Raw genomic sequence first — 19,907 nt, forward strand, 5'->3', positions numbered from 1 at the left:
AGAAGAAGCCCGTAACGGCCATAAAAGTTCAACCATTCTTCCTGAACACCCGAACGCACTCGAAAAGCGCCACTCCGGCAGCCACCGCCACGTTCAGTGAATGCTTCACGCCATATTGCGGAATCTCGATCACGCCATCACAGTGGCTGAGCAGCGCATCGCCGATCCCCTCAACCTCGTTGCCAACGATCAGCGCCAGCGGAAAATCGCCCGCCGTCAGCGAACTGTAGCTTCGGCTGTTCTCGGCGATTTCGAGTCCGAAAATCTTTTTGCTCTCCCTTTTCAGCACCGTGATGGCCTCGACCGGATCGGCAAAGTGTCGCCAGGGCACTGTCTCCTGCGCGCCAAGCGCGGTCTTGTCGATCTCCTTGCGGGGCGGCGTGGCCGTGTAACCAGTGATGACAATTTCATCGATGCCCGCCGCGTCGGCTGTCCGGAACATGGCGCCGACGTTCCACATGCTGCGGATATTGTACAGCATGAGCGTCACCGGATGCCGCGCTGAATCAGCATAGGCCTCGGGCGTCAGCCGCCCCATCTCGTCTCCCGTCAACTGCCTGAAACCCGACATCTCAGAGCTTTTTCAGCAGTTCCAACAGGCGGTCGTTCTCCTCCCTGAGACCAACATTGAAGCGGAGGCAGTTCTCCATAAGCGGGTATCCCGACACGTTCCGAACCAGCACTCCGGCATTTTTGAGCTTCCTGAACACCTCGGATGCGTTGGCGACGCGAATGATGAGGAAGTTGGTGTCGCTCTCGAAGGTATGGATGCCAGGAATTTCTGTCAGCTCCGCCTCGATGCGCCCGCGCTCGGCGAGGATGTACTGCACGGCGTCGGTCACGAGTGAGTAGTTTTCGAGCACAGCCATGAGAGTGATTTCCGCCAGTCGGCTCGACGCGAAGGGAATCTTCGGCTTGGAGATTTCGGCCAGCAGCTCCGGATTGGCAATCGCAAAGCCGATACGCATTCCGGCCAGCGCAAGCGCCTTGGACATGGTGCGCAACACGATCAGGTTCGGGTAGCGGTCGATCAGGTCGAGCGCCGATTGCTCACGCGAAAACTCGACATACGCTTCATCGACCAGCACAATGGCGTCGGCAGCTTCGACAATGCGTTCGATCTCGTCGTGGGACAGCGACTTGCTGGTCGGATTGTTCGGCGTGGAGAGCACGATAAAATCGACCTTCTCGCGCCTGGCGGCTTCGATGATCGCATCGACGTCAAAGGAGAGATCGTCATGCATCGGCACCTCGACAACCCCAGCCTGCTGAAGACGTGCAAGCTTGTCGTAAAGCGAAAACGAAGGCTCTGGAATAAGCACCTTGCGACCAGCGCCGAGGCAGGCCATGAAGATGGTGTAGAGCATCTCGTTCGAACCATTGCTCATGATCACCAACTCCGGCTTCACGCCGAGAAACGATGCATAGGCCGCCATGCCCCGGTACGGCAGAATATCCGGATAGCGGTTCCAGGGCTCATGGCGGAACTGGTCGAGAATCTTGTCCTTGAGCCACGAGGGCAGATCGAAGGGGTTCTCGTTCTGGTTCAGCTTGACCTCAGCCTCCTGGCCACCCTCGACCTTATAAGTCTCGATATGCTCCAGGGCAGGATTGAGCATGGTCCTGAGATCTCTTTTCATGATGCTTGATTTACCGGTTTTCGACGTCTTAAGAGGTGGTGCCAGTATAAAACTGGTCGCAACACCATCCAAGAAACGATTTTTTGCATTTTTCGTAAAAAAAAACTGGACAGGGAATTTTTTTTCACTACATTAAAAAAGGACAAAAATTATCCTCTTTATCCAAACAAACAAGGAGCGACCATGATAGAGATCAAGAAAACCCCGATGGACCTGATCGATGACATCTACAGCCTTGCCTACTGGATGACCGGCAGTGAGAAGGCATCCAGCGAACTGCTCAACACCACGTGCCTGAATGCAGACCTGAAAGCACCGGAAACCGAGGTGCTCAAGACTTTCCGCGAATGTTATCTCGATACGTATGGCCAGCATGCCGATCTCGACATGCACGAAACGACGAAGGAGAGTGTCAGCCTGATCGATTCACTGAAGCAGTGGACGGCAGACATCAAGCTTTCGGTGCTCCTGTCAGAACTGACCGGGTTGAAACACGCGCAGATCTCTGATATCATCGGAAAACCCGTCGATACAGTCAGACTCTGGCTCTTCTGGGGTCGCAAGTTTTTCGCTCACGACAATCTCATGAGAGCTTCCGCCTGACGTCACTCCACATACTCCTCGGTAAAGGGCCAGCTCGTTTACGGGCTGGCCTTTTGCTTTTCCGGCGAGACGGACGTATATTTTTTCGCCTGTCAACCATTTGACCTTTTTGCATGATTATCATCACCGGCGGCGCGGGGTTCATCGGCAGCGCCATGCTCTGGGAACTCAACCGCAACGGCACCGATGAGGTACTCATCGTCGATGACCTCGGAAGAGCGTCCGAGGGGAGATGGCTCAACCTCCGGGGCCTACGCTACACCGATTTCATTCACAAGGACGACCTGCCCGACCTGCTCGAACACGACCGCCTGCCCAAAATCGACGCCGTGATTCACATGGGAGCCATCAGCTCCACCACCGAACAGGACGCCAACCTTCTGCTGCGCAACAACTACGAATACTCGAAGATGCTCGCCTCGTGGTGCGCAAAAAAGGGCGTGCGTTTTATCTATGCGTCAAGCGCGGCAACCTTCGGCGACGGCTCCGAAGGATACAGTGACGGCATCGAGGTGCTCGACCGGCTAAGACCACTGAACATGTACGGCTACTCGAAGCATCTGTTCGACTGCTGGGCGCTGCGCAACGGCATCCTTGAAAAAGCGGCGGGGCTCAAGTTCTTCAACGTCTACGGGCCCAACGAATACCACAAGGAGGACATGACCAGCGTCGTCTTCAAGGCGTTCCACCAGATCGGCGACAATGGCAAGGTAAGGCTTTTCAGATCGCACAATCCACAGTACGCCGATGGCGAGCAGCTGCGCGACTTCGTCTATGTGAAGGATTGCACGAAAATCATGCAATGGCTGCTCGAAACGCCCTCGGCGACGGGACTGTTCAACATCGGCACCGGGCAGGCGCGCAGCTTCAGGGATTTGGTCATAGCAACCTTCACGGCGATGGATCGCCCCGTCAGCATCGAGTTTATCGATATGCCCGAAACGATTCGGGACAAATACCAGTATTATACCTGTGCGGACTCTGCCCATCTCAGGCAGGCTGGCTACACCGGCCAGATGACGCCGCTCGAAGAGGGAGTGCGAGATTATGTGCAGAACTATCTGAGCAAACCCTCGCCGCATCTTGATACATTGGCTTTTGAACGGCAATAACAAACCGGGAAAAAACTTTTGACTGAAAAAACGATCGAATTCGAAGGGATCGAACCCGTCATCATTTTCGGGCCATACGACAGCTATCTAAAAAAAGTTCGTGAAGCGTTCCCCGACATTCGGATCAACGCGCGAGGCGCGAAAATCACCATCGGCGGTGACGAACCTGACCTGACGGCCATCGAAAAGATTTTCAGGGAGATCATCTTCCTGGCCGACCAGCACGGTGAAGTGCTGGAAAACGATGTCAACGCACTCGTCAGTCTGGCGCTCTCACCAGTCTCCCACCCTTCCGCAGCCCTTTCCGGAGACAAGGACGTAATTGTCGAAACAAAAGATTACGTCGTCAAGGCCAAAACCGACGGGCAACGTCGGATGGTCGCCGAAGCCGCCGGAAATGATATCGTCTTCGCCATCGGCCCGGCAGGCACGGGAAAGACTTACACTGCTGTCGCCATCGCGGTGGCCGCGTGGAAAGCGAAAAAAATCAAACGCATCGTGCTTGCGCGCCCGGCGGTTGAGGCAGGCGAGAGCCTTGGATTCCTGCCCGGCGACCTTGCCCAGAAGATCGACCCGTACCTGAGGCCGCTCTACGACGCGCTCCAGGACATGCTGACCGCCGAAAAGCTCAAGTTCCTCACTGAGCGCCGGGTGATCGAAATCGTGCCGCTTGCCTACATGCGCGGACGCACGCTGAACAACTCGTTCATCATCCTCGACGAGGCCCAGAACGCTTCGAGCAAGCAGATGATGATGTGCCTGACAAGGCTCGGGGTCAACTCGAAAGCGATCATCACCGGCGACGTCACCCAGGTTGACCTGCCGAAAGAGATGGAGTCGGGACTGATGAACGCCCAGAAAATCCTCAAGGGGATCAAAGGCATCAGCTTCGTTTTTCTCGACAAGTCGGATGTGGTACGCCATCGCCTCGTCAAGGATATCATCAACGCCTACGAACATCACGAAGAGGGGCTGCGAAAGGGCGCTCCAAAAGAGGCGGAACTTTGACTTTCACGCTCAGGTTTTAACAGTTGCAGAGTAATCCCTCCTTCGGGAGGTATCTGTTCACAATGGTACAGATAAAAAAATCTACTCTGATTTCATTACGAATAGCTCATCAACTAAAACCCGAGATACCATGGCACACCGTATTACCGATGAATGCACCTACTGTGCAGCCTGCGAGCCGGAATGTCCGGTCAGCGCGATCTCCGCTGGCGACTCTATTTACGTGATCGACGAGAATGTATGCGTGGATTGTATCGGCTATCACGACGAGCCTGCCTGTGTGGCCGTCTGCCCGGTGGACTGCATTATCAAGGTATAGCCACCGCTTCTTCAGACCCGCCGTTCAGAGCAAAAACCATTTTGCACGGCGGGCCTGATCTTCAACATCTTTTTCTCCAGCCCTTTAGCCAGCATTTTTATTCAAATAATCATCACTTTTTTGTTTTCGGGCTTGTAAAAAAGCTTATATTAAAAGAATTGATCAAAATTGTTCTTTTTTTCTCATAACTATCAAAGCACGTCGTCAATATGGCACTGTATATCACCGAAGAATGCACCTACTGCGGTGCTTGCGAACCCGAATGCCCGACCAACGCTATCTCCGCTGGCAGCGAGATCTACGTTATCGATGCCGCATCCTGCAACGAGTGCGCCGGTTTTGCTGACTCTCCTGCTTGCGTTGCTGTCTGCCCGGCAGAGTGCATCGTTCAGGGCTGATTCACCCCCTCTGTTTTCCAGATAAAAAAAGAGGCCGTTGAAAGGGCCTCTTTTTTTATTGGTTGTAAAAGCAATCCAAGAAGAGACAAAAACGCTTTTTCATGCAACCGAGGCAACAGCTTCTCGCCGTTTTCTGCACGTCATAATTCAGCACTCGTAATCCACCAGTCGCCGTTCGCGCGTTGCTCCTCCAATAAAGGGCTTGAGGGCTTCGTGTTCGGGATGACTCTGGTAAGTTTCAAGAGCTGCCTTGTTGGCAAATTCCGAATAGAGAACCACGTCTGCAGAACTGTCGGTACAGCTGAAGTCGAGTCCCACTTCGATCGAAAGCAGTCCGGGAATTCTGCCGGATAGCGCTTCGAGCTTTTCCTTCATGAGGCGGGCATTAACTTGAGCACTATTACCGTGCGCCTCGTCGCAGAGACGCCACATCACGATATGCTTAACCATGACTCGATATTTGACTGGAAATTGACATAAACTGCGGTCGGAAACTGAATCAGCTTGCTGAATCGGACGCTTTGCCGACGATACGAAGCGCTTCGGCCTCGCCACCGACAACCAGCTCAAAAGCCTGAATGAAGTCTTCCGGCACCCGTTTCGGGCGTCCTGACTCCGGGTCGACACACACCCAGAGGGTTTCAGCTCTGGCGAGGGCACGCACGTCTCCCTCTCTGGTCAACAAATAGCGGCGCACCGACTGACAATCCCTGACCCACTCGATCCAGGTGTGCAGATCGAGCCGGTCACTGGCATATGCGGGCATGAGATAATCAATGGAATGGCGGCGCACAACCCAGATGGCCCGGCTTTGCCGGTAACGGTCGAGCGTCCAGCCTTCGGAAGCAGTATGAGCGGTAGCTCCATCCTGCATCCACCGGAGATATTCGATATTGCTGACATGCCCATATCCGTCGATCGACGATCCGGGAACTTCAAAGGTATGGATGAACACTCTTCTCAAATGCAGCTCCCCTCAACCATTCGGAGAACGAACGGCTCTCTCCGACAGAGAAAGCCCCTCTTTCCAGCTGCGGCTTTTTGCCGATTTTGCATCGGCAGTCGAACGCTTTACCGCTCCCTTTCGGGCAGTTTTGATAGAGCGCTGAGCCTTGTTATGCGACTTGAGAGCCACATTGCCAGAAGCATTTTTCTTTGCAGACTTCAGGACGACCCCGTTTTTGTGGTTACGTTGCCGGGCCATTGCGAGCTGTTGCTTCCTCCTGGCCGAAGCGTTCTTGCCAGCCCTGAGCGCTATCCTGTCAGCACGGCTTGACTTGCCGCGCAATTTGATGACCGCAGAAGCTTTCCGCTTTTCCATGCGGGCTTTTACCGAAGAGTCCGCGCCTGACGACCGAACATTCATGCTCATTCCGCGAATCTCCGTTACTGCGGATTGGCCGCGGCGGCTCTCGACCTTGAGCCTCAGTGCCTCAAGCGCCTGGGCGCGCCTGACGCTCACGCTTGAATGAGGAGCCTCCGGAGCGTCAACAGCAACCCTGCGGGGAGATTTCTCAGCAGTTTCCGCAACCTGAACCGGGCCTGCATCAAGCCCGAAACCCTGATCGAACATGGTAGACGCCAGTGACCAGCGATCCGTCCGGGCAGAAAGCATAATGACAAGCATATCCTTGCCATTCCTCAACGCCCTTGCAATAAGGCATGGGCCTGCCATTGAGGTATAACCGGTCTTGATACCAACGGAATAGGGGTAACGTTCAAGGAGCTTGTTGTGAGTGCGAAGACTGTAAATCTTACCGGTGGAAAGCTCGTTGAAATCCACCCTGTCCAGCTTTGCAATCGCGTTGAATTCTGGAAACCTGATCGCACGTTCGGTCAGAATTACCAGGTCCCTTGCCGTCGTGCGATTACCAGCATAAATACCCCGATCGTAACCGGCAGGATTGGTGAAGACGGTATGGCTCATCCCGAGAGCGCGGGCACGAGCATTCATCATTGCTACAAAAGCATCGAGACTGCCACCGAGGTGAATGGCAATGGCAAAAGCGGCATCGTTACTTGAATTGACCATGGCAGCCTTCACCAGATCTCGAAGCCTGAACTGCTCTCCCGGCTTGAAACCGGCTCGCGTCGGTTCGACCTGCGTCGCCTCAAGAGGAATCGTCACCACATCATTCATGCGGCCACTTTCGATAGCCAGCAGGCAGGTCATGATCTTGGTCAGGCTCGCAGGCGAACGCGGTGTATCAGCATTCTTCGATTTCAAAAATTCCGGACTGCCGGTCTCCTTGACGATATAGGCCGCAACCGCATCTTCGCCCTCCGGGGCTGGCCGCCTTTTGGCAGAAGCGGTGAGCGGAATCAACGTGAGAACAAAAAAGGCAAGAAGTGTAAAAAGCACTTTTCTTGTGGCATAAAAACGACCATGCGGCCGCCCCATTTCACTGCCTGCACCCCGCTTCCAGGGCTCATAGGAGTCTAACATACGTGCTGACATGGCGATACATTCTTCTGTTGGCAGTCACTCCAGCCGTTGAGGGCTGGCATTACATATACGGCACTAAGTAACTATAATACAAAGAGAACATGACAATTCACCAGAAAAAACGATTTCACAAGGCTTTAAATAATACCTCGAAAAGCGGCCAAGCGCGTCACGACTTTTCGCCACCTGTTAGAACCGAAGCTTCAGCACCGCTTTGCAACCCATGCATTTGCTCGAAAGCCGATAGCATCGACTGGTAATGCCGCACGTCCAGCAACACCACCGCGCTTTTCCCGTGCTGGGTCAGCACCAGTGGACGCCCTGTTTTTCTGACCTGCGTAATCAGAGCCGCCGTATTGGCCCTGAACTCCGAAAGTGGTCTGATATCGCTAACAAGATCGATCTTGCTCATGCACACTCTTTCCCAACGAATCATTGACAGTATCAAATAGCGCACTTTTTATTGTACGTTTTTTTGTACAGAAAAACAAAAAGCCCCCCCCATAATCACCACCGATGAGAGAAGGTTATTTAGCGTTCGGTTATGGCCAGTTTTATGGCAAGTCCGGTAAAAATCATGGCAGCGGCGCGGTTGACCAATCTGAGTGCGGCAGGTGAACGGCGGAAGCGCTCTCCAAGCCCACCGGCAACCATACTCAATCCGGCGAAAACGATCAGGGTGGCAAGAATGAAGAGGGCCCCCAGTTCGATGAACTGCATGGTCATCGAACCGTGGCGTGGATCGGTAAACTGGGGAAGAAAGGCGAGGAAAAAGAGCGAAACCTTCGGGTTGGTGAGATTCATCACCATCCCCCGCCGGTAAAGCTCGATCCCGCTGAGGGCATGCGCGTTCGACTCGCCGACCTCACCGCCTGCCCGCCATGCCTGCCAGGCGAGCCAGAGCAGATAAAGTGCTCCTGCAATCTTCAACACCGTGAAAGCAAGCGCCGATGCCTTGACGACAGCCGCAAGTCCAAACGCCACGGCGAGAGTATGGCCAATCAGACCCGTGCAAAGCCCAATGGTCACGGCAAAACCGGCAGGTCTGCCATGCTGTGCGGATTGCGCAAGCACAAACAGGTTGTCCGGCCCCGGCGAGAGCGCCAGCAGCAGGGCCACCGGGAAAAAGAGAAAAAACGTCTGAAAATCGATCATGGCAAAACTGTTTATTTAGCTCTTCACCGAAGATTCAAAACGTCTTCTGGAGATAGATGACATCGAAGCACCGCCCATTTCTCGATCCGATGCCAACCAGCCTTCCCTGTTCAACGAATCCTCGGGCGAGGTGGAAACGCAGGCTCTCTTCATTGAGCGACGAAACCGTCGCCACGATGGTCTCGATCCCCAGCTCCACCGCCTCGGATTCAAGAGCTTGCAGAATGGCCGAGCCAATCCCCCTACCCGTATTTCCTTTCGAGAGAAAACAGGTCAGTTCAGCGGTGCGATCAAACGCCGGAATCGGGCTGTAAGGGCGCAGCAATCCAAACCCCGCCAGCGCGCCATCGGAATCACGCGCTACGAATGCGGGATAGCCGGGGCTGAAACACATGAGCGATACGAAGCGCTCGACGCTGACTGGTGTTTCGGTATAAGTCGCCAGAGTGTGTTCGACGTAGTAATTGAATATACCAGCCATCTCATCAAGATCGTCCGCGCAAACCGGAAGCAATTCGATGGGGATCATCGAAACCTCTCGGAACGCTGTCCGGCGGCGAGCTTGCCGCCGTGATGGCCGAGAAGGACAACCGTGGGCAACATGACAAGCAGAGTTGCCACATACAACCAGGACAGCGGGCCGCCCTCATGCATCACGTCGGGAACTGCAAGACGAATCGCGGCGGCAAGAATGCCCGCCACCAGAAGCAGAATCGAAAGCCTGATCTTGGTCTGAAATACCGGAGCCTTGGCTCCCTTGTATTTGGTTTTCCAGTCCCGGATGCCAGAATAGAACGAAAACGGCACAGCGAGAAGGGAAACAAGAAGCAGATGGACAACCGTATGTTCAAAAAACGGATTGCCGGTCGGAAGAAACAGCACAAGATAGAGAACGGCGACAGGAATCACTCCGTTACTGAAGTGGGCTGCAACAGGATGCAGCATGAAGCTCTGCTTCATCTCTTTGATAAACCTGAAAAACGGCACTGGCATAAAGGGTTAGGGGATTCATCTGAAACTTTCCGCTAAAATGTACGCCCCACTCTTCTGCCATGCAAGTGATCCCGAAAATGACGAGGATACTCATGGCGCTAAATGCAAAGAGATCAGCCGTTTTGCCGCATGAAGTTTTATTCCTTGGATTTACATGTTATTTTCAGGCTTTGAGTTTTGACCAACCGAATACCTCACGGGTGAGCAACAATTCTCCGGACAACATCCCTTTCGATACAACGCAGGAACGCGCGTCCTCCGGAATGAGCCGACGCAAACCCTTCGTTCAGGGGCGCCGCTCATTCGAACCGGTTTCAAGCCTCGCCCTCTTCGTGCGGTTCCTGAAGCCAGTCACCTGGATTCCGGTCGTCTGGAGCTTCATCTGCGGCGCAATCGCCAGCGGCGCGTTCGGCTGGCAGCAGATCGGCGAAATCAAATTCTGGCTCGCCGTGCTGCTCACAGGCCCGCTGGCCACCGGCACCTGCCAGATGCTCAACGACTACTTCGACCGCGACCTCGACGAAATCAACGAACCAAACCGCCCGATTCCCGGCGGCGCGATTTCGCTCAAAAGCGCCACGCTGCTCATCGCGCTCTGGTCGCTGCTTTCAGTCGTCGTCGGCTGGCTGGTGCATCCGCTCATCGCACTCTACGTCGTCGTCGGCATCATCAACGCGCACCTCTACAGCGCCAACCCGATCAAGCTGAAAAAGCGGCTCTGGGCGGGCAACATCATCGTCGCGGTGTCGTACCTCATCATTCCGTGGGTAGCGGGCGAAATCGCCTACCGAAGCGACTTCTCGCTGCACGCCATCACGCCGTCGCTCATCGTGGCCACGCTCTACACCATCGCCAGCACCGGCACCATGACCATCAACGACTTCAAGTCCATCGAGGGCGACCGGCAGGTCGGCATCCACACCCTTCCGGCAATCTTCGGCGAACGCAAGGCGGCGCTCATCGCGGCGATCCTGATCGACCTCGGCCAACTCATGGCGGCGGGCTACATGTTCATGATCGGCAAAGCGGTGTACGGATGGGTAACGGCGGCGCTCGTCGTACCACAGTTCCTCCTGCAATTCAGCCTCGTGCGTTCGCCGCGAACGATGGACGTGCGCTACAACGCCATCGCCCAAAACTTCCTCGTCGCGGGCATGATGGTGTGCGCCTTCGCCATCAAATCGATCAACCCGTGATTTACGGCGATCACACCAACCACCCCCGCTCGCGCGAAATTTTCGTGCAGCTCGTCGGCGAGCCTTGAAAATCGCCCATGCTGACGCCACGCTTCGACATCCAGCCCGCTGTGTCGGTCATCCTGCCGACCTTCGACCGCGCCCCGCTGCTCGCCTCGGCCATCGAGAGCGTCGTCGCCCAGAACTTTGCAGAGTGGGAGCTGATCGTCGTCGATGACGGCAGTTCGGACGAAACCTTCGAGATCGTAGACGGATACCTCAACCAGCACGCCAACATCCGCTACATGAAGCACCGGAACCGCAAGGCGGCCCTGTCGCGTAATGCCGGAATCCAGGCCGCTTTCGGGCGATACATCACCTTCCTCGACAGCGACGACCTCTACCTGCCGGAGCACCTCGAATCGCGACTCCACCTGCTTGAATCGATGCCGGAGGTTCGTTTGATTTCGGGAGGATTCGTTTGCGAGGGCGACCCGTGGGTGCGGGATCGCGACGATCCCGAAAAACTGATTCACGTCAGCGAGTGCATCGCCGGAGCGACGATGTTCGGGCGGCGCGAGCTGTTTCTCGACATCGGCGGATTCCGGGCGCTCGACTATGCCGAGGACACCGACCTCTGGGAGCGCGCCGCGCGAAGTCACAAAGTCCTGAAAATCGACCAGCCGGTGAGCTACATCTACCGCCGCTCACCCGGCAGCATCACCAGAACCTACAAACCAGCCAAGCCATGATCCGCTCAGTCACCGTCTATTGCAGCTCCAGCAACCTTGCTCCGGAACCCTATTTCAGCGAAGCCGAATCGCTTGGCCGCGGCCTTGCCGAACGCGGAATTGATCTGGTCTTCGGTGGTGGGCACGTCGGGCTGATGGGACGCACCGCCGACGCAGCTCTGAAGGCTGGCGGCACGGTGAAGGGCATCATCCCGCGCTTCCTCGAAGAGCGCGAGGTAGCTCACCCCGGACTGACCGAGCTGCACGTGGTTGAAACCATGCACCAGCGCAAAATGCTGCTCACCGACTGGGCGGACGCCTTCGTGATTTTGCCGGGCGGACTCGGCACACTCGATGAGTTGATGGAAATCCTCACCTGGAAGCACCTCGGCCAGCACCGAAAACCGATCATCCTGCTCAACACGGAGGGCTTTTGGAATCAGCTCCTACAGTTCTTCGAACGCATCGCCGCCGAAAAGATGGTCAAGCCTGGTTACGAAAGCTACTACGACATCTGCAACTCCGCCAGCGACGTGCTTGCGATGATCGACCGCCAAAACACCAGCGTCTGAAAAAATTCAAAGCGAAAAAAAGAAAGGCCGGAACGTCAACTCCCGGCCTTTTCTGTTTCAAGCTGTCCGCACTCAGCGCTAAGCCGGCGGCACGTTGTCGATGTAGCCTCCGCCCGGCATTGGCATCAGATTGAGATCGCAGCACGGGCTTTGCCGGTTCAGCCAGGTGATGAACTCGCTGCCAATCCAGTCGTTGAAACCGCCCTCGAATCCGCCGCCATTCGGATAAAGATTGATGAACTTCCCAAGCATCTCCGCTGTAAAGGCCGTTTCCGCGCCCATCGGCTTGTACACCTCGACGCCAGGGCAGCGTTTGCACTGGCTCGGCAGTTCAGCCACGCTGCACAGCGGGCTCTTGTTGGTCAGGTAACCGCAATGGCTGCCGCGCTCAACCTGCGAAGCCACGACCCAGGAACCGTCGCCGGTGAGCTGGCTGAACTGGCTTTCGACACCGGGAGTGCCCGACCAGGCGGGCGGCTGGGACATATCAAGACACGCGCAATCGCACTGGCCGACAACCATCGCCATCGGCATCTGGCGGGATGCGAGCGCCGCGCGGTAGTCGCTCATGCCGGGCATGAAGATCGGCACATGCTGGTCAACCGGTGAGAGCATCAGGAGGCCGACCGGATTGGCCCGATCCGCTTCAGGCCAATCGGTCATCGGCATACTGAACGTCGGCAGAAGCTCCCGGTTGTAGATCACCGGATTGAAGGGGCGACACTGCTGGCGCCCGATCTGACTGAGGGTATCGAAGCCGCACGCCGCGGCCTGCGCATGCGCGCCGCCAACCGAGTGCCCGGCGAAAATGACGTTGTTGGAGACCAGAAACTTCGCCTTGCTGGCGAGCTGGGCATCAAAATTCTTGCTGTTATGTCCCCTGGACTCGGCCAGCCAGAAGAATTCGGTCAGGCCATAGCGGATCAGATATGATGCGGCGGCAAAGGTCTCCTGCCCAACCCTCGGATTGCCGCCGATGTCGGTCCACGGCATCCAGTCAACCTGCGCATGGCTGGCGCTGACGAATGCCATCGCCCAGTTCTTCTCGACAATCGCCTCGCTGTAATTGTAGTAAGCGGACGGATTGATGCCAAAAAGCGGATTGTCGTCGAGCAGCATACCGGCAATCTTCTTGGGATACCAGAGCAGGTCGTTGCCAATCAGGAAGCCGTGGTTGAACATCACCAGACCATTGGCCTTGCGGTTCGCCGGATAAAACACCTCGATCACCATCTCGATAAACTCGGGCACGAAAGGGTCGTACTGCAACCAGAGATGGATACGGTCGAAACAGTAATCGTCAATGCGGATGGGCTTCATAACGATAGGGGGAAGAGCGTTTAGAACTATCGTGAACAGAAAACCGTGGCAGGAAAAAGATTGGCCGTTAACACAATTTGCTACGGCATTTTCATAAAGTAGAGATTTTCATTCGATATGCGAACCACGAGGCGCGGCCAGCCTGCGTCGATGTTTCTGGCGTTGCGCGACCGGCACAGGTAGCCAATCCTGAACGGATCGTTTCCGCAATCGCAGGCGTTACCCGAATAGACAGATCAAGAAACAGCGAACAGCTGCAATGGCATACATCATGGCAACGTCACTGATTTTCATCTACAGCACCGACAGCGGAGCGGTCAGCACATTGCTCGATACCGGGCACAAAATGCTCAGTCCGTCAACCACTGTCGGAATGGAGGTTGCCAAAACCTCCTGATTATGGAATGAGTACCGCAGCACCGCGGGCTTTTCCGTGACGCAGATCGAGCAGCACACGGTTGGCCTCTTCGAGCGGATAGCTCCGCACCTCCGGCTTCAGCCCCATGCGGGCGGCGATGTCGAGGAACGCCGACACATCGGCCCGCGTAATGTTGGCCACGCTTTTGATCTCCTTCTCCATCCAGAGGTGCCGTTCGTAGGAAATGCCCGCGAGCAACTCGCTATCGTGCGACTCCTTGCGGATCGCATTGATGACGAGCCGTCCGCCGGGCCGAAGCCGTTCGAGCGCCGAAAGCACTGGCAACCAGGCGGGCGTCGTATCGATAATGGAATCACAGGGCGACGGCGAGTTGTCTGTGGTACCGCCAGCCCAGTCCGCGCCAAGCGAGCGGGCGAAATCGCAGTCTTTTTCGCTTCGGGCGAAGACGAAGACCGGAGATTTTGGATAGAGATAGCGAGCGAGTTTGAGCACCTGATGGCCCGATGCGCCGAACCCGGTCAGGCCGAGAATCTGACCATCTTTGAGGTTTGCGAGCATCAGCGAACGGTAGCCGATCGCGCCGCCGCAGAGGAGCGGAGCGGCCTCGGCGTCGGAGAACACATCGGGAATGGAATAGGTGAAGGCCGCCGGAGCCACCATATACTCCGCGTAGCCTCCATCGGCGTCGCGGCCTGTCGCGCTGAACTCCGCGCAGAGGTTTTCGTTACCGGAGCGGCAGAGGTCGCAGTGACCACACGAAGAGTAAATCCACGCCACCCCGCGTCGACTGCCGGTTTCGATGCCCGCGACGCCATCGCCGCAGGCAACAACCCGCCCAATGACCTGATGTCCCGGAATCACCGGAAATCGCGGCGGCGGCGTGCGCCCCTCGATTTCGTCAAGCTCCGTGTGGCAGACGCCACAGGTGGCGACCCTCAACAGAATCTCCCCCGGCCCCGGCTCGGGAACGGGCAACTCCCGCAGAACCAGCGGTTGCGTCTCGTGCAAAAGATCGACAACCCGCTCCAGCACCATCGCGTTCATCATGGCTCTCCCTTTTCCGCAAATTCACAAAAGCCATGCAAAAAAGCAAAGGGCGGACACAAAAGTCCGCCCTATTGAATCTTCAATTCATAATTCTCTTCACCCGCATCCGTGACCCTGGCAGGTTTGCTGCACGTCGAGTTTGTTGAGGATACCGCTGCCGAACTGTTCGATCACATCGGCCAGCGTCCGGGCTGACCCAGCCATGTACGCATCCATACCGAGGCTCTGCATTTTCGCTGCCGCTCTCGGGCCGATGCCCTTGACCACGATGGCGCTGGCCCCCATATCCGCCAAGCTGTCGGCCGGGGTGCACTGGCCGTGGTCGTGATGCGCGTTCTGGTTGTCGATGATACTGACTTCGCCCGAAACCATATCGACAGTCGCGAAAAATGGCGCGCTACCGAAATGATCGCACACTTGCGAACCCGGGCCGCTGTACTCGTCGAGCGGAATGATGATCTTCATACCTCACCTCCCTCTTGCTGATTGCGGCGCATCCGGCCCTGTCCATTGCCGTTGCCATTGCCATTACCGTGTCCTTCACCCTGGCAGCGTCCTTCGCCGTGGCCCGGCCCCCGGTCAAGCCCGCTTCGGAAGCCACGACACTTTCCTCCGCCGCGCCGTCCGCCGCCAAAACCACCGCCTGGCGACATGCGATGAATGTTCTGACTCGAACAGGACGGGCACTCCACCGGTCGCGCAATGCCATATGGCAGCGACCACTGGTGACCGCAGGCGGCGCATCCGAAAATTCTTTCCTCTTGTGAAATCATAATATTTCCTCCTTTTACGTTTAACATTTTTCCCAGCACAAGCATCTCGCCCAGTTTTTTCCTCGCCGAAGCGAGGATATTGCCAAAGGTCTGGCGTGAAATCTGCATTTGCCGGGCAGCCTCCTCCTGATACAACCCCTCCACGTCGGCTAGCCGGATCGCCTCGAACTCGTCGAAGCTCATCACCAGCGCCTCATCCTCGCGTTTTCCGACGCAAAACGGCCCGAAAACGCGATACTCCGGATCTTGGGCGATAGCCCTGCATTTCTGTGGTCTGGGCATTTTTTTTAGTCAGCAATTATTAGCATATGCCAATAATTTAACAAAAAAAAGCGGGATGTCAAGCCCACAAAAAAACAGGGCAGCCACAAGAGCCGCCCCTAATCACCTTAAAACCGCTTCTGATAAATATGGCAGTAGGGCTTATGCCCTGTCTTTTCGTAATAATCCTGATGGTAGAGCTCCGCCGGCCAGAACTCCCCCCCTTTTTCCACACTGGTTACCACGTCGTACCCCCGTTTTTTAAGCTGCTCGATCAGCGCCTCGGCTATTTTTTTCTGCTGGTCGTTCTGGTAAAAGACCGCTGAGCGGTACTGTTCGCCAACATCGGGGCCTTGCCGGTCAACCTGCGTCGGGTCGTGAATCTCGAAAAAGAGCTTTGCCAGCTCCTCGTAGCTGACAACGGACGGATCGAACTCCACCTCGATCGCCTCGGCATGACCGGTGCGACCGCTGCACACCTGCTCATAGGTGGGATGAGCGGTTTTGCCGCCCGTGTAGCCAACCGTAGTCGAAAGCACTCCTTTCATCTTCTTGAAATGGTACTCGACGCCCCAGAAGCATCCGCCCGCGAACACCGCCTTTTCGGTTGCCGTAGCAGGCTTGTCCGAAGGCTCGAAGGAGAGCGACACCGAGTTGACGCAATAGCGGGCGTTTTTTGAGGTAAAACCTTCATTGTAGAAAACATGCCCCAGGTGCCCTCCGCAATTGGCACAGAGAATCTCGATCCTCATTCCGTCCCGGTCGGTCTCCTGCCTGACCGCACCCGGAATGGCATCGTCGAAACTCGGCCAGCCGGTGCCCGAATCGAACTTGGCATCCGACCGGAAAAGATCCGCACCGCACTGTTTGCACTGGTACACCCCCTTCTCCTTGGTCAGGTAGTACTTGCCACTGAATGGTCTTTCGGTGCCCTTGTCGATGATAACCCGCTTCTCTTCAGGGGTGAGCGTCTTGTATTTCATTGAAGCCTCCTTCTGGGTTGTTGTTGCTGGCGCCGTAACAGTCTTGTCCACAGACCCGGCACTACAGCTCGCCAGGAGTAAAACCAAAATGATGGATAAAATTCTGAACGGCATCGATTTCATAATAAAAAGATCATTGTTCCGAGCGGACAAGCCACCGAGCGGCTCTCCACATTCATCATGCATCGTTCACACCTCTCTTCAACCCTCTTGCGTGGCAGATTGTTTCCAGCTTGTGAACGCTCAGGAGAAGAACGCGCGTTGTACAAACAACGAACGCAATCAAACCTGCCCGTTATGGAAAAGCAGCCGAACAAGCTCATTCGCGAGAAAAGCCCCTACCTCCTCCAACATGCGTGGAACCCCGTCGATTGGCATCCGTGGGGCGAAGAGGCATTCAGCAGAGCACGGGAAACCGGACGCCCGATCTTCCTCTCCTCGGGCTACTCCACCTGCCACTGGTGCCACGTCATGGAGCACGAGTCGTTCGAAAACGCCGAAACCGCCGCGCTGCTCAACCGCCATTTTGTGCCGGTCAAGCTCGACCGTGAAGAGCATCCCGACGTCGATCATCTCTACATGATGTTCGTGCAGGCGACCACCGGCAGAGGTGGCTGGCCGATGTCGGTGTGGATGACGCCCGACCTCAAGCCCTTTTTCGGTGGCAGCTACTTCCCCGCCACGGAGCGCTGGGGAATGCCGTCGTTCCGTTCGGTGCTCGAACATCTCGCGAACTTGTGGGAGCACGACCGGCCTCGGCTTCTGGCCTCCGCAGGATCGATCATGGATCAACTCTCCGGCCTCACCCGCCCGCAGGAGGGAACGGACGAAGTGACGGACGCCCACGCGAGCGCTTGCCTTGCGGCGCTGGAACGGGGCTTCGACGCCGAATGGGGCGGCTTCGGCGGAGAGCCGAAGTTCCCGCGGCCGGCGGTGCTCTCATTTCTCTTCAGCCACGCCGTCGCGACCGGCAACCGCCACGCGCTCGACATGGCGCTTCTGACGCTGCGCAAGATGGCGGCGGGCGGCATTCACGACCATCTCGGCGTTGCCGGACTCGGCGGCGGCGGATTCGCCCGCTACTCTACCGACCGCTTCTGGCACGTGCCCCACTTCGAGAAGATGCTCTACGACAACGCCCAGCTCGCCGCCTCGTACCTCGAAGCCTATCAGGCAAGCGGCGATGAGCTGTTCGCCAACACCGCCCGCGACATTTTTCATTACGTGCTCTGCGACATGACTTCCCCCGAAGGAGCGTTCTGGTCGGCGGAGGATGCAGACAGTCTTGATCCCTATGGAAGCGGCGAAAAGCGGGAAGGGGCTTTTTACCTCTGGACTGAACAGGAGATCACCGGATTGCTCGACCCCGAAGAGGCAACGCTGTTCATCGCGACGTACGGAATTCGGAGCGACGGCAACGCTCCATTCGATCCGCACGGCGAGTTCACCGGCAAAAACATCCTCATCCGCACAATGTCGGATAACGAGCTGGCTGGAACATTCGAAATTCCGATTGAGACAGTCGGAAAACGACTCAACAGCGCCCGAAAGAAGCTGTTTGAAGCGAGGAAAAAACGACCAAGGCCAGGCCTCGACGACAAAATTCTGACCTCATGGAACGGCCTCATGCTCTCCGCGCTGGCCAAAGGCTCGCTCGTTCTCGGCGATACAACGCTGCTCGAAGCCGCTGAACGCGCGGCGCGATTCATTCTCGACACGCTCTGCGACTCCAAATCCGGCAAACTGCTTCGACGCTACCGCGACGGCCAAGCCGCCATCGAGGGCAAGGCCGCCGACTACGCCTGCCTGATTCTGGGGCTGCTCGACCTCTACTCGGCATCATTCGACTCGGATTGGCTCCGCGCCGCTATCAAGCTGGCCGAGGCGCAGATCGAGCGGTTTTTCGACCAAGAGGCAGGCGTGTTTTACAGCACGGCGGTTGAAGACCACAGCGTGCCGCTGCGCATGATCGAGGACAACGACAACGCCGAGCCGTCGGCAAATTCGGTCAACGCGCTCAACTATCTGCGCCTCGCCGCCATCACCGGGCGCGACGAATTTCGCACCATCGCCCTGCGCACGATACGCCACTTCAGCGGCACGCTCGACGCGAACCCGTCGGCCCTCCCGCTGCTGCTTGTCGCCAGGCAAATCGCCACCGCATCGCCAGTTCAGATCATCTTCGCGGGCAAGCGCGGCAATCCTGCGTTGGCGAAGCTCGTCGCAACAGCCTTCCGCCACAACCGGCCCGAGCTGACGGTGATCCATGCTGATGAAACGTGTGAAGCGTTGCTGCCTGAAGCGGCAGCGATCGGAAAGATGCACAAAGGTGAACCTGCGGCATACCTCTGTGCCGGCGGAAGCTGCCAGCCCGCCATCCGTAATGCGGAATCACTCGATGCCGCGCTGGGCAGCTTTGCCTTTGACTGAAAAATCAGAGGAAAGGTGAATCCTCCTCTTCCTGCTGTGGTTTGGATTGACCAAACCCGCTGGAGATCATTTCGCCGACCTTCATGGCGGCGGTTCCGGCAGCAAAGATGCCGAGACCGACAACGGCGATACCGGCAATCCCCTGCAAAATCGGCAAACCGGCAGGTGACAACAGTGCCCCAGCCCCCGCGACGGTCGCGGCGGTCTTCAGCACATTGCCCTGGATTGGTTCCCGTTCCATATTTGAGTGGTTTGGTTTAGACGTTGGAAGTGAAATATCTTTTCACGCATTTCTGAAGTCATCTTCATCGACCCGGGTCAGCAAAAAACAGCGCTGATCACCTTAAAAATCACACAAGCCGTTGCAAAAGTGGTCACCAAATCCTACATTACCTCCTCATTTTTGAGGACAATTAGCTCAGTTGGTTAGAGCGTTCGCTTCACACGCGAGAGGTCGTAGGTTCGAATCCTACATTGTCCACCACTTCTCCCATGCCTTTTCAGCCGATCTCAACACTCAGCTCCTCCCTCGATCATTCTGAACGCCGCAATCCTGTACGCC

At 56.5% G+C, this 19,907-nt stretch carries 25 protein-coding genes and 1 tRNA gene; 11 read left to right on the forward strand and 15 right to left on the reverse strand.

Features of this window, described 5'->3' with window-relative positions:
* Positions 1-28 precede the first annotated feature (28 nt).
* Both AYT24_RS05670 and hisC read right to left on the reverse strand, forming a co-directional pair.
* Positions 29-571, reverse strand: a complete 543-nt coding sequence (locus AYT24_RS05670; protein ID WP_164927009.1) for an RNA methyltransferase — start codon at positions 569-571, stop codon at positions 29-31.
* A gap of 1 nt (position 572) precedes the next feature.
* A complete protein-coding gene (gene hisC, locus AYT24_RS05675) occupies positions 573-1,640 on the reverse strand; it encodes a histidinol-phosphate transaminase (protein ID WP_164927011.1) in 1,068 nt (355 codons plus the stop codon).
* Between the two features lie 183 nt (positions 1,641-1,823).
* Here hisC and AYT24_RS05680 point away from each other — a divergent pair, with 183 nt between their 5' ends.
* From AYT24_RS05680 to AYT24_RS05700, 5 genes are all read left to right on the forward strand, one after another.
* Entirely contained in the window at positions 1,824-2,243 is a 420-nt protein-coding gene (locus tag AYT24_RS05680) for an RNA polymerase sigma24 factor (protein ID WP_010932926.1), read from the forward strand.
* Between the two features lie 113 nt (positions 2,244-2,356).
* Complete coding sequence (rfaD, locus tag AYT24_RS05685) at positions 2,357-3,355, forward strand: ADP-glyceromanno-heptose 6-epimerase (protein WP_010932927.1); 999 nt, start codon at positions 2,357-2,359, stop codon at positions 3,353-3,355.
* Between the two features lie 18 nt (positions 3,356-3,373).
* Complete coding sequence (locus AYT24_RS05690; RefSeq protein ID WP_010932928.1) at positions 3,374-4,363, forward strand: PhoH family protein; 990 nt, start codon at positions 3,374-3,376, stop codon at positions 4,361-4,363.
* Positions 4,364-4,493: 130 nt separating this feature from the next.
* Positions 4,494-4,682, forward strand: a complete 189-nt coding sequence (locus AYT24_RS05695; protein ID WP_010932929.1) for a 4Fe-4S binding protein — start codon at positions 4,494-4,496, stop codon at positions 4,680-4,682.
* 209 nt (positions 4,683-4,891) lie between these two features.
* Complete coding sequence (locus AYT24_RS05700; protein ID WP_010932930.1) at positions 4,892-5,080, forward strand: 4Fe-4S binding protein; 189 nt, start codon at positions 4,892-4,894, stop codon at positions 5,078-5,080.
* A 147-nt stretch (positions 5,081-5,227) separates the two neighbouring features.
* Here the strand turns inward: AYT24_RS05700 and AYT24_RS05705 are convergent, their stop codons facing one another.
* The 7 genes from AYT24_RS05705 to AYT24_RS05735 form a co-directional block, all read right to left on the reverse strand.
* Complete coding sequence (locus AYT24_RS05705) at positions 5,228-5,530, reverse strand: Dabb family protein (RefSeq protein ID WP_010932932.1); 303 nt, start codon at positions 5,528-5,530, stop codon at positions 5,228-5,230.
* 49 nt (positions 5,531-5,579) lie between these two features.
* Positions 5,580-6,035: an acyl-CoA thioesterase gene (locus tag AYT24_RS05710; protein ID WP_226986893.1), complete on the reverse strand. Its 456-nt coding sequence runs from the start codon at positions 6,033-6,035 to the stop codon at positions 5,580-5,582.
* A gap of 21 nt (positions 6,036-6,056) precedes the next feature.
* Positions 6,057-7,538, reverse strand: a complete 1,482-nt coding sequence (locus AYT24_RS05715) for a D-alanyl-D-alanine carboxypeptidase family protein (protein ID WP_226986770.1) — start codon at positions 7,536-7,538, stop codon at positions 6,057-6,059.
* 157 nt (positions 7,539-7,695) lie between these two features.
* On the reverse strand, positions 7,696-7,938 hold the full coding sequence (locus AYT24_RS05720; RefSeq protein WP_164927013.1) for a type II toxin-antitoxin system Phd/YefM family antitoxin: 243 nt from the start codon (positions 7,936-7,938) through the stop codon (positions 7,696-7,698).
* Positions 7,939-8,057: 119 nt separating this feature from the next.
* Positions 8,058-8,681, reverse strand: coding sequence for a LysE family translocator (locus AYT24_RS05725; RefSeq protein ID WP_010932936.1), 624 nt, complete (start codon positions 8,679-8,681; stop codon positions 8,058-8,060).
* A gap of 34 nt (positions 8,682-8,715) precedes the next feature.
* Positions 8,716-9,210, reverse strand: a complete 495-nt coding sequence (locus AYT24_RS05730; protein WP_010932937.1) for a GNAT family N-acetyltransferase — start codon at positions 9,208-9,210, stop codon at positions 8,716-8,718.
* Positions 9,207-9,674: a DUF2231 domain-containing protein gene (locus AYT24_RS05735; protein WP_226986771.1), complete on the reverse strand. Its 468-nt coding sequence runs from the start codon at positions 9,672-9,674 to the stop codon at positions 9,207-9,209. Before AYT24_RS05735 ends, AYT24_RS05730 begins: the two co-directional genes overlap by 4 nt.
* A gap of 263 nt (positions 9,675-9,937) precedes the next feature.
* Between AYT24_RS05735 and chlG the strand changes: the two genes are divergently transcribed.
* From chlG to AYT24_RS05750, 3 genes are all read left to right on the forward strand, one after another.
* A complete protein-coding gene (gene chlG, locus AYT24_RS05740) occupies positions 9,938-10,870 on the forward strand; it encodes a chlorophyll synthase ChlG (RefSeq protein WP_264357643.1) in 933 nt (310 codons plus the stop codon).
* 77 nt (positions 10,871-10,947) lie between these two features.
* Positions 10,948-11,601, forward strand: coding sequence for a glycosyltransferase family 2 protein (locus AYT24_RS05745; protein ID WP_010932940.1), 654 nt, complete (start codon positions 10,948-10,950; stop codon positions 11,599-11,601).
* A complete protein-coding gene (locus AYT24_RS05750) occupies positions 11,598-12,152 on the forward strand; it encodes a TIGR00730 family Rossman fold protein (RefSeq protein WP_010932941.1) in 555 nt (184 codons plus the stop codon). The genes AYT24_RS05745 and AYT24_RS05750 overlap by 4 nt, the downstream gene beginning before the upstream one ends.
* 78 nt (positions 12,153-12,230) lie before the next feature.
* On the opposite strand, the gene AYT24_RS05755 is transcribed toward AYT24_RS05750, so the two are convergent.
* The gene (locus AYT24_RS05755) at positions 12,231-13,472 is read right to left on the reverse strand and encodes a hypothetical protein (RefSeq protein ID WP_010932942.1); all 1,242 of its coding nucleotides are present in this window, start codon (positions 13,470-13,472) and stop codon (positions 12,231-12,233) included.
* Between the two features lie 259 nt (positions 13,473-13,731).
* On the opposite strand from AYT24_RS05755, the gene AYT24_RS05760 reads away from it, so the two are divergent.
* The gene (locus tag AYT24_RS05760; RefSeq protein ID WP_010932943.1) at positions 13,732-13,869 is read left to right on the forward strand and encodes a hypothetical protein; all 138 of its coding nucleotides are present in this window, start codon (positions 13,732-13,734) and stop codon (positions 13,867-13,869) included.
* On the opposite strand, the gene AYT24_RS05765 is transcribed toward AYT24_RS05760, so the two are convergent.
* The 4 genes from AYT24_RS05765 to AYT24_RS05780 all read right to left on the reverse strand — a co-directional run bounded on the left by AYT24_RS05765 (position 13,870) and on the right by AYT24_RS05780 (position 16,915).
* Positions 13,870-14,895, reverse strand: a complete 1,026-nt coding sequence (locus AYT24_RS05765) for a zinc-dependent alcohol dehydrogenase family protein (RefSeq protein WP_165439271.1) — start codon at positions 14,893-14,895, stop codon at positions 13,870-13,872.
* 99 nt (positions 14,896-14,994) lie between these two features.
* The gene (locus AYT24_RS05770; RefSeq protein ID WP_010932945.1) at positions 14,995-15,363 is read right to left on the reverse strand and encodes a NifB/NifX family molybdenum-iron cluster-binding protein; all 369 of its coding nucleotides are present in this window, start codon (positions 15,361-15,363) and stop codon (positions 14,995-14,997) included.
* Positions 15,360-15,953 (reverse strand): DUF134 domain-containing protein, encoded by a 594-nt coding sequence (locus AYT24_RS05775; protein WP_010932946.1) that lies wholly within the window; start codon positions 15,951-15,953, stop codon positions 15,360-15,362. Before AYT24_RS05775 ends, AYT24_RS05770 begins: the two co-directional genes overlap by 4 nt.
* 107 nt (positions 15,954-16,060) lie before the next feature.
* On the reverse strand, positions 16,061-16,915 hold the full coding sequence (locus tag AYT24_RS05780; RefSeq protein ID WP_010932947.1) for a bifunctional methionine sulfoxide reductase B/A protein: 855 nt from the start codon (positions 16,913-16,915) through the stop codon (positions 16,061-16,063).
* 297 nt (positions 16,916-17,212) lie between these two features.
* On the opposite strand from AYT24_RS05780, the gene AYT24_RS05785 reads away from it, so the two are divergent.
* Entirely contained in the window at positions 17,213-19,345 is a 2,133-nt protein-coding gene (locus AYT24_RS05785) for a thioredoxin domain-containing protein (RefSeq protein WP_010932948.1), read from the forward strand.
* Between the two features lie 4 nt (positions 19,346-19,349).
* Here the strand turns inward: AYT24_RS05785 and AYT24_RS05790 are convergent, their stop codons facing one another.
* Positions 19,350-19,586 carry a hypothetical protein gene (locus AYT24_RS05790; RefSeq protein WP_010932949.1) on the reverse strand — a complete coding sequence of 79 codons (237 nt, stop codon included), beginning with the start codon at positions 19,584-19,586 and terminating at the stop codon, positions 19,350-19,352.
* A gap of 166 nt (positions 19,587-19,752) precedes the next feature.
* On the opposite strand from AYT24_RS05790, the gene AYT24_RS05795 reads away from it, so the two are divergent.
* Positions 19,753-19,829, forward strand: a tRNA-Val gene (locus AYT24_RS05795).
* The last annotated feature ends 78 nt before the right edge of the window (positions 19,830-19,907 follow it).

Source organism: Chlorobaculum tepidum TLS, assembly GCF_000006985.1.
Classification (GTDB): Bacteria; Bacteroidota; Chlorobiia; order Chlorobiales; family Chlorobiaceae; genus Chlorobaculum; species Chlorobaculum tepidum.

Bases quoted from the DNA above. Each gene is read 5' to 3' on its own strand.
- AYT24_RS05670 (WP_164927009.1), bottom strand. From the start codon at position 571: ATGTCGGGTTTCAGGCAGTTGACGGGAGACGAGATGGGGCGGCTGACG.
- hisC (WP_164927011.1), bottom strand. From the start codon at position 1,640: ATGAAAAGAGATCTCAGGACCATGCTCAATCCTGCCCTGGAGCATATC.
- AYT24_RS05680 (WP_010932926.1), top strand. From the start codon at position 1,824: ATGATAGAGATCAAGAAAACCCCGATGGACCTGATCGATGACATCTAC.
- rfaD (WP_010932927.1), top strand. From the start codon at position 2,357: ATGATTATCATCACCGGCGGCGCGGGGTTCATCGGCAGCGCCATGCTC.
- AYT24_RS05695 (WP_010932929.1), top strand. From the start codon at position 4,494: ATGGCACACCGTATTACCGATGAATGCACCTACTGTGCAGCCTGCGAG.
- AYT24_RS05700 (WP_010932930.1), top strand. From the start codon at position 4,892: ATGGCACTGTATATCACCGAAGAATGCACCTACTGCGGTGCTTGCGAA.
- AYT24_RS05705 (WP_010932932.1), bottom strand. From the start codon at position 5,530: ATGGTTAAGCATATCGTGATGTGGCGTCTCTGCGACGAGGCGCACGGT.
- AYT24_RS05715 (WP_226986770.1), bottom strand. From the start codon at position 7,538: ATGTCAGCACGTATGTTAGACTCCTATGAGCCCTGGAAGCGGGGTGCA.
- AYT24_RS05720 (WP_164927013.1), bottom strand. From the start codon at position 7,938: ATGAGCAAGATCGATCTTGTTAGCGATATCAGACCACTTTCGGAGTTC.
- AYT24_RS05725 (WP_010932936.1), bottom strand. From the start codon at position 8,681: ATGATCGATTTTCAGACGTTTTTTCTCTTTTTCCCGGTGGCCCTGCTG.
- AYT24_RS05730 (WP_010932937.1), bottom strand. From the start codon at position 9,210: ATGATCCCCATCGAATTGCTTCCGGTTTGCGCGGACGATCTTGATGAG.
- AYT24_RS05735 (WP_226986771.1), bottom strand. From the start codon at position 9,674: ATGCCAGTGCCGTTTTTCAGGTTTATCAAAGAGATGAAGCAGAGCTTC.
- chlG (WP_264357643.1), top strand. From the start codon at position 9,938: ATGAGCCGACGCAAACCCTTCGTTCAGGGGCGCCGCTCATTCGAACCG.
- AYT24_RS05745 (WP_010932940.1), top strand. From the start codon at position 10,948: ATGCTGACGCCACGCTTCGACATCCAGCCCGCTGTGTCGGTCATCCTG.
- AYT24_RS05750 (WP_010932941.1), top strand. From the start codon at position 11,598: ATGATCCGCTCAGTCACCGTCTATTGCAGCTCCAGCAACCTTGCTCCG.
- AYT24_RS05755 (WP_010932942.1), bottom strand. From the start codon at position 13,472: ATGAAGCCCATCCGCATTGACGATTACTGTTTCGACCGTATCCATCTC.
- AYT24_RS05760 (WP_010932943.1), top strand. From the start codon at position 13,732: ATGGCATACATCATGGCAACGTCACTGATTTTCATCTACAGCACCGAC.
- AYT24_RS05765 (WP_165439271.1), bottom strand. From the start codon at position 14,895: ATGAACGCGATGGTGCTGGAGCGGGTTGTCGATCTTTTGCACGAGACG.
- AYT24_RS05770 (WP_010932945.1), bottom strand. From the start codon at position 15,363: ATGAAGATCATCATTCCGCTCGACGAGTACAGCGGCCCGGGTTCGCAA.
- AYT24_RS05775 (WP_010932946.1), bottom strand. From the start codon at position 15,953: ATGCCCAGACCACAGAAATGCAGGGCTATCGCCCAAGATCCGGAGTAT.
- AYT24_RS05780 (WP_010932947.1), bottom strand. From the start codon at position 16,915: ATGAAATACAAGACGCTCACCCCTGAAGAGAAGCGGGTTATCATCGAC.
- AYT24_RS05785 (WP_010932948.1), top strand. From the start codon at position 17,213: ATGGAAAAGCAGCCGAACAAGCTCATTCGCGAGAAAAGCCCCTACCTC.
- AYT24_RS05790 (WP_010932949.1), bottom strand. From the start codon at position 19,586: ATGGAACGGGAACCAATCCAGGGCAATGTGCTGAAGACCGCCGCGACC.